Below are 15,155 nucleotides of genomic sequence, written 5' to 3'. Positions count from 1 at the left end.
AAGGTTTTATTTTTGAGTAGGTTTTCCTTTTGCAAGTAAGTTGATACTAGCAGATGTAATTATTGTTTTTGTTGAATTTGAATTTGCCAAGTTGATCATAGCTTGTGCAATATCTTCAGCTTCTGTAATTCTATACTTCTTTAATTTCCCGAAGAATAAAGGTTGTAGAAGTTTAATTAAAACCAACCCTATTTTTTCTCCAATACGTTTCTCTTGTCTGTCACCACCAATAATAGAAGGCTGTAAAATGTGTGTCTTTTCAATTTTTTCTGAAAGAACAGCTTGTTCCATTTCACCTTTTGTTTGGCTATAAAAAATAGAGCTTTTTGCATTTGCGCCTAATGAAGAAATGACTAAAAACACAGGCATTCCATTTGCCTTTGCAAGTTTTGCGGCAGTAACCGGAATTCCAAAATCTATCTTTTTGTATAGTTGTTTGTCTGGTGTTTTCTTGGCTGTTGTACCAATGCAACAGAATACTTCATCTGCAGTGAAATCCTTCTTGAAGTTATCTAACTCTAAAATATCTCCAACAAACTGTTTTACTTTTGAGGGCAGCCCATCAATTTCTTTTCTGGAAAACAATTTGATTGTTTTATACCTATCATCATTTAGTAGTTTTTCTAAAAGTATAGAACCTGTTAAACCAGTCGCACCTAATATAATTGCTGTTTTTTTCATTTTTAGAGTTTTATGCTGTCCCAAGCTGTTAGAAATGCTTCTTCGGTATTTGCTTTGGTCAATTGAAATTGACCTAGTTTTTGTGCCATCATTAAACTTGATATGGGATTTATCGAATAGGCATATAATATATAATCTGAAATGGGCTTAATAACTCCTTCATCCTTTCCTCGTTTCCATAGATCGAGTAGAGGTTGTAGGTGTTTTATACCTTCTTGTCTACTAGGCTCATCAATTATTGGCGTGTTATTACATTGGGTTAAAAAAAATGAATATTCACATTCATTAATATTAAATTCCGCAATTCGTTTCCAGATGAGTTCGAAGCCTGTTTTAATTGATGTATTCTCATCATAGGTATTAAAAACAAAATCTGTGTATTTCGTTTTTACTTCTAAATACGTTTGATTAACCAAGTCTTGTTTATTTTCAAAATATAAATAGATAGTTGCAGGTGAGACATTTGCCATTTTTGCAATTTTACTCATAGGAGTGGCATGGAAACCATTGTTATTTACTAATTCGATGGTTGCTTTTATAAGAGCGTTTCGTTTATCTATACTTTTTTGAAGTTTAGTCATGATGTTTTGTTTTAGGGTACAAAGATATAAAAAAATGAATATTCATTCATTTTTAAAAAAACATCAATAATTTGATTGAATTTAAAATGAAGTAAGAAATAGTAGCTAACTAGGTTATATGAATATAAAATACATCTATATACTCCTAAAATCGAATAAAATCGATGAATTTGATTAATTCTTACTGGAGAGCTTTACTTGCCTTCCATTTTTTTAACCAATATCCTCATATCTTCGCCAACTTTTTTTTCCAAGACCCTTGCATAAATTTGGGTGGTGGTTAGTTTAGTATGCCCCAACATCTTTGAGACGGTTTCTAAAGGCACTCCATTGGACAAGGTTACCGTTGTTGCAAAAGTGTGCCTTGCAGTATGGAATGTCACTTTCTTGTAAATCCTACAGGCTTTACAGATTTCCTTTAGGTAATAATTGACCTTTTGATTGCTGTAAACAGGTAGTAGGACTTTCATCACTTTTCTTTCAGGCGAGTCTTTATATTTCTTAATGATCTCCATTGCCTGTGGAAGTAAGGGGATTTTAAGTTTTTCGTCCGTCTTTATCCTTTTGGTGAATAGCCATTTATTGCCATCTATTCCTTTAAGTAGATGTTCTGGGGTCAATGCCTTGACATCAATATAGGATAGGCCAGTATAGCACGAGAAGAGAAACACATCTTTGCATTTCTCAACCCCTTCCCTTGTGAAAGTGGATTCTTCAATCAACCTCAATTCCCGTTTTGTCAAATATTCCCGTTCGGTTTTTTCAAAACGTAGTTTATAGTTTTCAAAAGGGTCTTTTGCTATCCAATCCAACCGAACGGCCAACCTCGACATTTTTTTAAGCCGTTCCATATGTTTCATGGCCCCGTTATTGGTGCATTTGGTTCGTGTAGATGGCCTGTACTTTCTTAGGTACTGCTCAAAGTCCAATATAAAACGGTAGTTCAATTTTTTGAGCTCTATGTCCTCAACCCCATATTCCTCTTTTAAAAATAGGCTCACGCATCTTTCTGTGATGTGGTAATTCTTTCTGGTTCCGGGGCGCAATGAAGTGTGCATGGTTCCATTGTGATAGGCAATCAATTGTTTCAATGTTTTTCCGCCCTCATCTTCCCCAAAAAATCTTGCTTTGATAGATAGTGGAGTGATTACTTTTTCTTCTGCCATCATCAATCTATGGGCCTCATGTAGTCCTGTATAAATTTGATCTAGGTACTTGTTCAGGGAAATCACATAACTGGAAAAACCCTTGCCCCTTTTACGATTATTATCCCATAAATTGGCTTTTATCTCCCGATTTATGCTGAAATCGGTGCGCTCACCGTCGATGGTGATCCTACAATAGACAATTAGGTTCTCGGATTGAACCTTGTGCTTTCTAGTAAAGAAATTGATTGTTAAACGATTGTTTTTCTGCATGTTGCAACCTTTTAGAGTGTGAATACTGTGAAAGTCAAAACACAAGAAAAATGGTTCTAAAAGTCATTTAAAGTTACAATAAGAAATGTAAGTGTTTGCTCCCGATGGGAACACGCTTGATATGATTTTAGGTGGTTTTAAATGAATTCAAACGATATGCCTAAAAACACAAAACACTGAAAATCATAAGATTAACAGTGTTTTGATTTTACTTGAAAAGGTTAAGTCGGGATGACTGGATTCGAACCAGCGACCACACGCACCCCATGCGTGTACGCTACCAGACTGCGCCACATCCCGAAAATGGATTGCAAAAATATAAATTTTGGTGAGATTTTAAACCAGACCCCCTAAAACTTTTAAGGGTTTAAAAACCTATTGAATCGGTTCTAAAAATGGAGGTGAAAAATGAACGTCATGAATTTATCTTTATTAAAATAAGTATGGCCCAAACGAACCAGCGCTATGGGCCATACCTTCAAAATTCAAAATTTTAATCGCCATAATTTTCGCTACTCTTTAAAGGTTTTAGGTACTGTCGCCTATTCCCACACTACCCTTTTTGTTTCAATTTAGTTTGTATGCTTTATGGGCTATAAAATAGTTAACCACCTAATTTTTTATAAAAACTCACCTTTATCATCCACTTTTACTCGAAGTACCTTGTCACCATTTTCCAATTTCAATTTGTATTTTTTAGTGACACCTTTCTTATCATAATAATGGGTTATATAAGAGTCTTTAGTGATTGTCCAACCTGGAAACCTATCCAAAACAGCATTTTTTACAGAAAGGGGTAGGTTCACATTATTGAATCTTTCGGCAGTACGGATAATTTTACCATCTTTGTCATAAGCAGCTAAAATTTTACCTTCTGGGATGTAGAAGTTGATGTTGTACACTTCATAATCATCTTGGTAATACTCAGAATTTTTTACATCGAAAGCTGCTACTTTACGTCTAAGCATTTCTACTGGAAGAGAAGCCTCCTCCTTGGTATCAATGCTGTTCAGATACTTGTAATTTGTGGCGTACACAATTACTTCTGACAATTCCTCTGTCTTAATGATTTGAGATTGCATAGGCGCTACAATTCCCATCACAAAAAGAACTAACAATAGCTTTTTCATGATCTTTGTTTTTAAGTTAAACCTCTTACGAAAGGAATATCGGAGCTCCACTATCCACAAGCAACCTAAAATAGGATATATACAACTGAAAAACAATGATATATATCAGGTTTTATTGCCTTTTTCAAGCAAAAATCAATAATAAAAACTGTAAATTATTACCACATAAAACTATTCACGATATAGGGTGAAGTGACCTACAAATTGTTGTTTTTCGATGTCGTGTACATTGACCACATACCAATAATCTCCAGTTGGCAATGGGTTTCCATTGTAATTGCCATCCCACTTTTTTACTTGGTCCAACTCGGCGACAACTCGACCGTAACGATCATAAATAATGACCTCAATATTGGGGAAATATTCTCGGTTCTCAGGGTACCAATAGTCATTTAATGCGTCTCCGTCCGGGGTAAAGAAATCTGGCATTTCTGGCATTCCCTCAAAATTGAAGGGCATTACGATATTGGCAGTACAACCATATTGATCACGGACCATTATACTGATATTGGAATCTTGAATAACATTGAAAATATTTACATCTCCAAAAGATTCCCCTTGGAAAAAGAATTCATACTCCCCAAATCCGCCTGTGGCGATAGCAGTAATCTCATCGGGCCCTGTTTTGGTCGCTTGAAGCGTCAAGGGTTCATAAGCCTCAACCTCAAATTCCACAAAGGTGACACAACCATTGGAATGATAAATATAAACGGTATGCTCCCCTGCAGGTAAATCCCCAAAAACACGTTGGTCCGTTGCCGTTAATATGTCGTCCACATCCAAGGAAAATAGTAAATCGGACAATTGCGAACTGTCTTCGATCTCTACTGTGACGGTACTGTTTGGGAAAATACCCTCACAACCGTATTCCACAATTGGTTCAGCCACAATATCGATTCCTATTCCGATTTCAGCGATAACATTCGTTTGGCATCCATTGGCATCGCGAATAAACACAACATAAGTTTCTCCACCTTGAAGGTTATCAAAGAAAAGGTCATCATTCTCTACAAAATTGGCCTCTTCTGTTGAATTGAAACTTGTATAATACGGTGCTGTACCCCCATTGATTTCTAGCGTCATGGAGCCGTCTCCATCACCCAAACAGGTTTCGGGCGTAGTTTCCAATACTCCTGCCACCAATTCCATCGGCTGGGTAATTTCAACTGTTCTTGTGATGGTACAACCTAAATCATCTTGAATAATGATGTCGTAAGTTCTAGGCGATAAATCCGTGAATGTTTTTCTATTTGGATTTTCTGGGTCATCCCCCTCAAAGAATTCACTCAAGGTATCAGAAATCGAATATCTGATTTGACCTGTGCCACCACTGGCTTCAATTATGATTTGCCCATTGGTATCTCCAGCACACATAACAGGGACAGCCTCTAAATAATCCAATACCAAAGGCTCTTTGGGCTCAATAAGAATAGGGTCGGATATGGCTTCGCAGCCACCGCTTTGGGCATACACATAATAAGTTCCTGGGTTCAATTCCCTAAAAATACCTGAGCTTTGAGCTGGACGCACAATTGTCGCTGCTGTAGGTGGCATTGCATTCGAATTTACCAATGTGTACACATAGCTTCCTATGCCACCGAAAGCTTCGGAACGGATAATTCCTGTGGCTTCTCCAGCACAGTTGATGGTCGCATTGGTCAAATCCAAGGCAATTACCAAAGGAGCCGCTGGGTCTAAAGATATTTGGTTTGATTTCTCAAACGGACATCCGTTGGAGTTTTGCACATCATATTGGAATGGTCCTGGATCTAAAGTAATATCAGCTGCAATCTCCACACTGGTCATTCCAGCGCCAAAAGGCTCGAATGGATCTGTTGTGCCAGCTCTACGGTAAAAATAATCCACCCCTGGTTCTGGATTGGTCACCGTAAGTTCCATTCTTCCCAAATCGCCACAACCTGGAGGTTGCAACTCCACCAATTCAGCCACCACAATTTCAGGGTCTTGTACTGTAATTGGCACCGTGGTGAAACTACAATTCCAACCATCAAAAATGGTAATGGTATAATCTCCAGAGGATAGATTTCCAAAAGTTGGTGTGGTTTGCAAACCACTATTGGTGCCGTCCGTAATTCGGTTCAATTGGAACAAATAATTCCCTGGTCCTTGTCCTCCAGACACATTAAAAGCTTCAATGGCTCCGTTGTTGTCGTTATTACAGGCCAAAGGCGTCACTACTTGAATATCTGCATAAATAGGTGTCGGCAACGGTAAATCTATTTCTGTAAAGGATTCACAGCCTCGTACATCCAACACATTTATCGTATAGGTATCGGTGGAAAGGTTTTCAAAAACAGGATTGGTATTCGGGTAATCTACCAAAATGGTTCCATTGGAAGCCACCAATTGGTACTGATAGGTGCCCCATCCACCATCACCTGCAACGGTAATTTCACCATAACCAGGTACATTACAGGTTACGGGGGAAGTTTGGGTTGCATCAACCGTTAGTGCTCTATCTGGAGAGCGAACCGTGGTTACGTTACTCACCACATCACAAAATGGCGAATCCAAAGCTTCGATGCGCACCACCAAATTACCTGCTGGCACATTTTGAATAAGTTCAGGACTGTTTATCGGCGCATTGGTGTCGAAAGTTCCCGATACTCCTGTTGAAGTTTCAACTCCTGCATTGTCCCTAGAGAATACTTCGTAATTGTAAACTCCACTATAATTGTTGATTTCCAAACTGATAACCCCATCACTTCCATCAAAACAGGTTACGGGTTCCACTTCTGCAATTGTTGCTTCCATGGTGTTGTACTCGGGCATATTAATAGTGGTCGTCAAATACGTACAGCCTCCACTGCCCACATCGGTTACCGCAAAAATGTAATCTCCTGGTGTAGCGATATCCCAAGTTACACGGTCGGAACCACCTGAACTTCTGGCTGGTTCAGAACCTAAAGGTAGAATTTCCACTTCGTAATTTCCATGCCCCTCATTTATGATGATGTCAATAGTTCCTGGGCTCACTCCGCTTCCTGAAGCATCACAGGTGATTTGGTTCACATTATAACTGAACGTAATATCTGTTGGTGAGTTGATGGTCACGGTAGCTGACTCTTCACAACCATTTTGGTCGCGAGCAGTCACCACAATGGTTTGATTGGTTCCATTATCGATCACCTCAAAGGTGTTACTGGTTTGAAAATTGGTGCCATCGAACTGTGGGGTGCCATCGTTCATGCTATACGTGTAGGGTCCAGTTCCTGTGAAAGGTCCTGTTCCGTTTCCGTTCGAATCCGTAAAAATGGTAATGGTAGCCGTACTGAATTGATTGCTGGATGGATTACAGCTAAATTCAGTATTCGTAGCATTGACCAGCAATTCGGTAGGTTCTGTAATGATAATATTTCCTGAACGATCAGTACAACCTCTATCGGAAACCACCTCAACTTGATACGTATTGGGTGGTAGATCATCAAAAACTGGAGATCCTTGAGGTCCAGCCAAAACAGTTGTGGTTGCACCATCGTACAATACATAACTCAAAGGTGTATCGGTATCGGTTCCAGGCATCAATTCAACCGAAATGGTTCCGTTTGCCGCTCCGTAACAAGTTACATCACTCTCAGGTGTAGCACTAATTATTGGAGAATTTACTGTTGAAACGTTCACAATGGCCTCATCTGAACACAGTGGTGAGGTATTGGAATCCAAATCGGTCACCAAAATATTGTAATCCCCTGGGTTCACATTCGCAAACTCGTTGCTGCTTTGCGCTGGTCCTATATTTGCCAAGGTACCTGCATCACGCAATTGGTATTCAAAATTACCACTACCTCCAGTGGTATTTACCGTAATTACCCCATCTCCAGCATTACAGGTTGGGTACGAAGTGGCATCAGCAGTAATTGAGAAGAAATCAAAAACCTCAGCAGTAACCGTATTGGTACATCCATTGCCATCCCTTACTACGATCACGTAGCTTCCTGGGTTCGGCACTATAAAAGTGGTTCCATTTTGGAATCCACTTCCCAAATCATATTGGAAGGTTTCATCTGGTAATCCTGAACCTGTAGACAATGGTGACACAATGTTAATTTGATATCCACTTGTTGCAGTACACTGGTTGATCACATCAATCACAGGATCTGGAACTCCAGCTTCTTGGGTAATGGTCATTGTTGTGAAAGCGGAACATCCATTCGCATCTTGCACATAAAAATCGTAATCAGCTGGGTATGGTCCTGCTATTTCAAAAGTAGTTTCTGTGCTAAAAGTGGTTGGTGCAGGGTCACCTGATGGTACATATGCATATCCATAAGGTTCGGTGCTTCCAAAACCTCTAAGAGTCACCAAGGCTCCTGCATTACAAGTGGCTTCAACAAAATTATCAATGGAAATAGAAACAGAACTGATATCCACAAAGGCCAAGGTACTTCCACTACATCCATTTACATCATCGCGAACAATGATTTGATAGTTCCCTGGAGCCAATCCAGTAACCGTTCCATTGTAAGGAATGGTTTCACCTGTAAACGATTGGGTTGAAATTGTTGCTCCCGTATCTGTATTTTGAACTGTTAAAGTGAAATTACCAGCTCCTGAAATTCCTGAAACTTCAAAATCAATAGATCCACTTCCAGCTACATTACAAGATGCTGCGACCGAAGTAGCCGATACTGCTACTGGATTACTTGGACCGATGGGGTCGATTTCTTCAATATAGGTACAGCCATTCGCATCGCGCACCTCAACAAAATAGGTCACCCCTGGAATCACCTGACCTGTGAAGTCGTAGGTGTCACCACCTGAAGTTGCTGGGTTAAAAGTTGACTCACCCACCAATCTAAATTCGTAAGGTGCAGTTCCTCCTGTAGCTTGAACGCGATATGGGAACGAAGTATCGGAACAAATGGCAGGATCTGAATCCAATGGAATCAAATCCAATTGGTTTTGATCAATAACAATTTGGTCCCGATCCTCACAACCTTGTGCATCTCTGGTGATCACAGTATAATTACCTAAAGGTAAATTCGGGAAGTTTACCGTAGTACTCATGGTACCATTGGAGGATGCAATCGTTCCTCCAAATTCATCGACCAAAACAAAATCAAATGGGGCAACCCCATTATTTATGGTCGCTGAAACAGAACCATTAACTACTCCCGTGGCACAAACAGCATCGGTTGGAGTGGCTGTAGCATCCAATGGGGTACTTGCCGCAATGGTTGCGAAATACTCTGGACTTACACATCCCCTACTATCACGAATCACAAATCCGCCGTGGGTTCCTGGTCCATATCCTGAGAAAATATTTTGGGAACTGAATGTTGTTCCACCATCATTACTGTATTCGTATGGAGGTACTCCTTGTGAAAAATCAGGAACCAACTCTACAATTCCACTGGTATTGTCGCCACATTGTGTATCAGTGGCCACTGCTGAACCCGCAATGGTTTCAGGTGGTGAAATGGTCACTATATTGGATTCTGTAGTACACCCTTGGGCATCAGTAATCAAAAATTGATAGGTGGTATCGGTGATGATAGAACCATCATTTGGAACGGAATAGATAAATGATGCTCCTGATATCGCATTGTTATCCGAAGTATAAGGTGCTCCGTTGATACTCACTTCATAGGTATCATAATTTCCAGCTGATGTATAGCCATTGCTTATATTCACTTGTATTTGACCATCAGGACCAGCACAATCCAATTCTTGAATGGTGGTGGCATTGGCCATTACCTGAGGTTCAATGGTAGTGGTGACGGTATCTCTACAGTCATTTGCATCAACTACTTCAATAGTGTAAGTGCCTGGGGTAAGTCCTGCAAAGGAATTACTTGCTCCCAAAGTGCCGTTATTGATTCGATATTGATAAGGTGCCAAACCACCTGAGGCATTCACCGCTAAAGTGGCTGCTGTAAAATTGTCATAACATAGATCTGAGGCTCCACTATCCAAAGTCAATGTTGGGGCATCCAAAATTGTTAATGTAAAGCTATCGGTAACCGTACATCCATTCGCATCGGTAACACTAACCTGGTATAATCCATCCTGTGAAAGATTGGAGAAAGTACTACCATTTTTTGGGCCCCTGGTGGAACCATCAGGTTGTGTCAAGGTATAACGATTACCACCCCAACCTCCAACGGTATTGATACGAACGGCTCCTATATTTCCATTTTGACAGCTCATATCCGTTACGCTCAAACTTGAAATAGCAAAAGCAGTCGATGGCTCTTCAATAACCAAAGTCGCCGTATCGGTACAATTGGTTTCTTCATCGGTCACAGAAATTACATAGCTTCCCGCTGCTAATCCACTTAACGGAATGATACTTGTATTTTGTCCAGTGATGACCGAGCCTCCATCGATGCTGTAACTGTAGGTGGAATTGAATCCATCCACTAAAAAGCGTCCCTCACCATCAGTATCACCCACACAGGTGACCACTTTGGTTTGCTGGGCCTGAACTCCAATGGAACTGATATCTGTAATTGCATAATTTTCATCGTAGGAACAGCCCTCAGTATCGGTTACCCGAAAAGTATAAGTTCCCAATCCCAAGCCAGTAAATGTGCTATTGCTTCCATTATTCATTGCACTAGCCGCAGGGGCAATAATTTCAAAAGTATAGGGTCCCGTTCCTCCCGTTACGGTTAAATCCAAGGAGGCAGTTGTGGTTATACAATCCAAACTCGAAATACTGAAATCCAAATTGGTAGGTTTGTTCAGTGCATTGAATTGGATATTGGGCAGTGCTTGCACACAACCGTTGGCATCACGGATCAAAGGCGTATAATTTCCAACACCCAAATTTGGAAATATAGGGCTACTTCCAAATCCTGCTCCGATTGAATATTCGTAAGGTGCTGTTCCTCCAGAAACTCCCGAAATTGTAATTTGTCCACCATTTTCATTCAAACATGTAGGTTGTGAATCTGGTGTTGCTGTAGCTGAAATAGTAGTTGGTGTGCCAATAGTTGCAGTTTGAGGGGTTGTTGTACAGCTAAAGGCATCCTGCTCGTAACGCAAAACCACATCATAAGTACCAGGCGCTAAATTGGAGAACACATTACTGATCTGAAAAGTTGCACCATTATCTATACTATAGGTAATCTCATATCCATACCCATTGGTCACATTGATATTGATTCTACCATCATCGGCTCCTCCACAATTCGCGTCCTCTTCAGTAAAATTGAACACGGGTGGCGGAATATTCTCCACATCCACAGCTGCGGTTCTTTGACAACCGTTGGCATCTTCCACTACAATATTATAGGTGCCAGCTGCATTTACCGTAAAACTAGTGGTGCTATTATAGGTTGAACCAAAAGCTCCTCCATCCACACTAAAGCGATACGGTGCAGTTCCGCCTGAAGTACTCAGATTTACATTTACCGAAGTGGCTCCACATCCAAAACTGTCGGAAGCCGTTGCAGAAACCGCCAAAGGACTTATGCCACTTCCAATTTGAATGGGATCTCCATCAATGTCAGTGGTCACGGTTTCAGAACAATTATTGGTATCCACGCGAATACTATAGGTACCAGGACTTACGTTCGCAAACGTATAAGAATCTGAACCATTGGGACCAAAAGTATCTACGGTAACGCCATTTTTCACCAAACGGTAGGTGTAAAAACCAGGCACACCAGATACTTGAACGTTTATACTTCCCAATTCACCACTACACAAAATATCATTGGTAGTTACATCTACATTGATGTCCAAATCACCAACAGTCAATTCGTTGGATGGAAATACACAAGCTGTCTCTGAAACGTTTTTCAAACGAACATAAACACGATAGTCTCCAGAAGCAGTAATATCAAAAAATGGATCATCTTGGTAAGGTCCCGAAGCACTGTTCAAACTATATTCGTAACCTGCTGGCACATTGGTTACCTCTACTCTACCTGCATTCCCACAGATGATATCCTCTTTGATCAACTGAGGATTCAACGGGTTCAAGGTTGATTTGAAATAATAGTATTGTCCAGAATTTACCCGTACACGAAACTCTCCAGCTGTGGATAAGTTGTAGGTGGCATTCGTTCCTACGGTATTCCACGTACAAGCATTGTTAATGGTAGGGCAGTCATCCACTACGGTTGGTGCACAAGAATTAGGATCCAGCTTTTGCCATTCGTAGCTACTCCCAGATATGCTCAACGTTAAATTTCGGATATCACTTGTACCGCAAAGGAAGAATTTTGCCAAAGTACTACCATCGTTGGAACACACCACTTCCTCATTCGCACCATTTAAAATGGTGGCAAACATAGGAGTTGGGTCAAACACGTCGGAAGAGTTTACCTCGTCTATTTCTAGGGTTGAATCAGCAACATCTGATTGTGATTCTGATTTTTCTACTGTCGATACAAAATTGGTTAGTATCGTTCGTGCATGGGTTTTTGCTAATACCGTGTAACCTGAGATTGATATGAGCACCAACAACATGACATATAGCAGATGCCTTGTTTTCTGTGGGAGCATAGGTTAAGTCTTGTTAAGAAGAATATGTCAGATTTGGGACCTTAATATTCTAAATAGTAATTATCTATTCTTATAAAATTCTCTTTATCTTAATACCACCCGACTATACAAAATGTAGCCGTTTATCTATAAAATCTGTTATTTCAACGTGAAATTATGCAAAAAAGTCTCTTACTTCCCTATTTTTTCGTTGTACTGCTTAGTACATCTTGTGCCCAAAATTCAGATAAGGGCATAAATATTCCCAAAACCCTTGATTTTACTGCTGATTTGGTGGTTGGAGACCTTCAAAACCCGTGGGGCATGGTTTTCTTGCCAAACAATGCTATTTTAATCTCTGAAAAAACGGGGAAACTGATTCTTTTCTCCTCTGGAAAGACCACCGAAATTGAAAATCCTCCCGAAGTTTACAATAGAGGCCAAGGTGGGCTGATGGATATTGAACTACATCCAAATTATGTAGAAAACGGCTGGATCTATTTTTCACACGCCTCCCCTGAAGGCAATGACAAAGGGGGAAACACGGCCATAATGCGAGCAAGGCTTAAAAACAACAGGCTGATTGACCAAGAAGTTTTGTACAAAGCAACTCCCAATTCAACAAGAGGACAGCATTTTGGTTCTCGAATTGAGTTTGATAACGATGGTTTTCTCTATTTTTCCATTGGCGAAAGAGGAAATCGTGATGTAAACCCACAGGATATTACCCGAGATGGTGGAAAAATATATCGCCTGCACGATGATGGCAACATTCCAAAAGACAATCCTTTTATGAATGAAAAAGGAGCCAAAACCGCCATCTACAGTTATGGGCATAGAAATCCTCAAGGATTAACGCTTCATCCTGAAACAGGAGTTTTATGGGAACACGAGCACGGCCCTAGAGGAGGAGATGAAATCAACATTATCCAGAAAGGAAAAAACTACGGTTGGCCCATAGTCACATATGGCGTTAATTATAGTGGAACCAAAATTACCAATGACACCTCAAAACCTGGCATGGAGCAACCTTTTTATCAATGGACGCCCTCCATTGCTCCATCAGGTATGACTTTTGTGACTTCCGACAAATATCCCAAATGGAAAGGCAGTTTATTGGTGGGGTCTTTGGCCTTTCAATATTTGGAGCGTTTGGAAATTAAAGACAACAAGGTTGTTTACCGAGAAAAATTATTGGATGGATTGGGTAGGGTTCGCAATGTACGAAAAGCACCCGATGGCTATATTTATGTTGCAATTGAAGGCAAAGGCATTTATAAATTGACGCCCAAATAATTCCTTTTATTTTAAAGCATCAATAGCCAATTTCACTGAACCATATTTTATAAGGGCTTTTTCGGCAGCTTCGTAGTCCAACCCCGTTTCTTCCATAATATAACGGGTACCGCGGTCTATCAATTTAATGTTGCTCAGTTGCATGTTCACCATTTTGTTTCCTTTCACACGACCAATTCGAATCATCACCCCTGTTGAAATCATATTCAACACCATTTTTTGACTCGTACCACTTTTCATTCGGGTACTGCCCGTTAAAAATTCTGGCCCAACATTTACCTCAATGGGAATATCTGAAGCTTGCGCCAAAGGCGAACCAGGGTTGTTTGTAATTCCGACAGTTAAAAGTCCATGTTGCTTGGCATCTGCAATCCCTCCTAAAACATAGGGCGTAGTTCCAGAAGCTGCGATTCCGACCAAAACATCGTTACTGTTGATATCGTATTCCAACAAATCTTTCCAAGCTTGTTCCGTATCGTCTTCGGCATTCTCAACTGCCTTGCGTATAGCATTATCTCCACCAGCAATCAAACCAATTACCTTATCATAAGGCATTCCAAAGGTTGGCGGAATCTCCGAGGCATCCAAAATTCCAAGTCGACCACTTGTGCCCGCACCTATATAAAATAACCTTCCTCCTTTTTCAAATCTTGCTGCAGTTTCATCTACCACTTTGGCCACTATTGGTAACACGCATTCTACAGCCTCTGCCACCTTTTTATCTTCATTGTTAATATTGGCCACAATATCCAAAGTTTCCATTTCATCCAATTTATCATAATTAGATGGTTCCTCCGTAATCCTTATATGCTTATCTACCACTGTATTATACAATTTGAATATTTAAATTTTTAAATGCATCTAATTTTACATCCCATGGTTCCAATTCGGTAATCAACACGTCCACTTCTTCTACCCCACATATTTTATAGCGCTGTGTGGAGCCCAATTTTTCCGAAATACAAGGGGAAACTACTTTTCTGGAACTGTGTATCATTGCCTTTTTCATTTGAACAATTTCCCAATCAAATTCAGTAAGTCCTTCCATAGGATGAATGGAATTGGTTCCCAAAAAACAAATATCCACCTTAATCTCGGAAAGCATATTTATGGCACTCCCCCCTACGGTAATCTGCGAATCCTTAGACAATCTTCCTCCGATAAAAATCACCTCTATATTGTTCTTTCCTAATAATTGCACCGCAATGGGCAGGCTTGGCGTAAAACAGGTCAACTTTAATTTCGGTGGAAGCATTCTTGCCAATTCCAAGTTGGTGGTACCTCCACTGATCAATATTACCTGTCCATCTTTAATAAGACCAAGCGCCTTTTCCGCAATTTGCGATTTTTTATCTAGGGAATATATCTTTTTTCCTGTAGGATTATAATTATTGAATCCTAATGAAACCGCTCCACCGTGTACCTTTTTTAAGAGTTTGGCAGCATGAAGCTCCTTGATATCCCTACGGACAGTATCCACAGACACATTAAGTTGATCGGCAATATCCGTCAATAGTACCCTATTATGGATACCCACCTCATTAAGAATAAATTGTTGCCTTTCTTCTTTTAACATTGGATGCGTTAAAGTT

At 40.1% G+C, this 15,155-nt stretch carries 8 protein-coding genes and 1 tRNA gene; 1 reads left to right on the top strand and 8 read right to left on the bottom strand.

All coding sequences use genetic code 11. The features are described from left to right. Positions 1 to 6: 6 nt before the first annotated feature. The 6 genes from BLQ18_RS09295 to BLQ18_RS09270 form a co-directional block, all read right to left on the bottom strand. Positions 7 to 681 carry an NAD(P)H-binding protein gene (locus tag BLQ18_RS09295; protein WP_090294701.1) on the bottom strand — a complete coding sequence of 225 codons (675 nt, stop codon included), beginning with the start codon at positions 679 to 681 and terminating at the stop codon, positions 7 to 9. 2 nt (positions 682 to 683) lie between these two features. Continuing rightward, positions 684 to 1,262, bottom strand: coding sequence for a TetR/AcrR family transcriptional regulator (locus BLQ18_RS09290; protein ID WP_090294699.1), 579 nt, complete (start codon positions 1,260 to 1,262; stop codon positions 684 to 686). Positions 1,263 to 1,456: 194 nt separating this feature from the next. Then, on the bottom strand, positions 1,457 to 2,680 hold the full coding sequence (locus tag BLQ18_RS09285) for a site-specific integrase (RefSeq protein WP_090294697.1): 1,224 nt from the start codon (positions 2,678 to 2,680) through the stop codon (positions 1,457 to 1,459). Positions 2,681 to 2,906: 226 nt separating this feature from the next. After that, positions 2,907 to 2,980, bottom strand: a tRNA-Pro gene (locus BLQ18_RS09280). Between the two features lie 320 nt (positions 2,981 to 3,300). Beyond that, complete coding sequence (locus BLQ18_RS09275) at positions 3,301 to 3,810, bottom strand: nicotinate-nucleotide adenylyltransferase (RefSeq protein WP_090294694.1); 510 nt, start codon at positions 3,808 to 3,810, stop codon at positions 3,301 to 3,303. Between the two features lie 171 nt (positions 3,811 to 3,981). Then, the gene (locus tag BLQ18_RS09270; protein WP_090294692.1) at positions 3,982 to 12,288 is read right to left on the bottom strand and encodes a T9SS type B sorting domain-containing protein; all 8,307 of its coding nucleotides are present in this window, start codon (positions 12,286 to 12,288) and stop codon (positions 3,982 to 3,984) included. Between the two features lie 156 nt (positions 12,289 to 12,444). On the opposite strand from BLQ18_RS09270, the gene BLQ18_RS09265 reads away from it, so the two are divergent. Next, entirely contained in the window at positions 12,445 to 13,563 is a 1,119-nt protein-coding gene (locus BLQ18_RS09265) for a PQQ-dependent sugar dehydrogenase (protein WP_090294689.1), read from the top strand. A gap of 6 nt (positions 13,564 to 13,569) precedes the next feature. Here the strand turns inward: BLQ18_RS09265 and murQ are convergent, their stop codons facing one another. After that, on the bottom strand, positions 13,570 to 14,397 hold the full coding sequence (gene murQ, locus BLQ18_RS09260; RefSeq protein WP_262492764.1) for an N-acetylmuramic acid 6-phosphate etherase: 828 nt from the start codon (positions 14,395 to 14,397) through the stop codon (positions 13,570 to 13,572). Further along, entirely contained in the window at positions 14,390 to 15,139 is a 750-nt protein-coding gene (locus tag BLQ18_RS09255) for a DeoR/GlpR family DNA-binding transcription regulator (protein ID WP_090294687.1), read from the bottom strand. The genes murQ and BLQ18_RS09255 overlap by 8 nt, the downstream gene beginning before the upstream one ends. Positions 15,140 to 15,155 lie beyond the last annotated feature (16 nt).

Origin of the sequence: Flagellimonas zhangzhouensis, from assembly GCF_900102925.1 — a bacterium.
GTDB lineage: Bacteria > Bacteroidota > Bacteroidia > Flavobacteriales > Flavobacteriaceae > Flagellimonas > Flagellimonas zhangzhouensis.
This window is presented reverse-complemented; position numbering and strand designations above follow the sequence as displayed.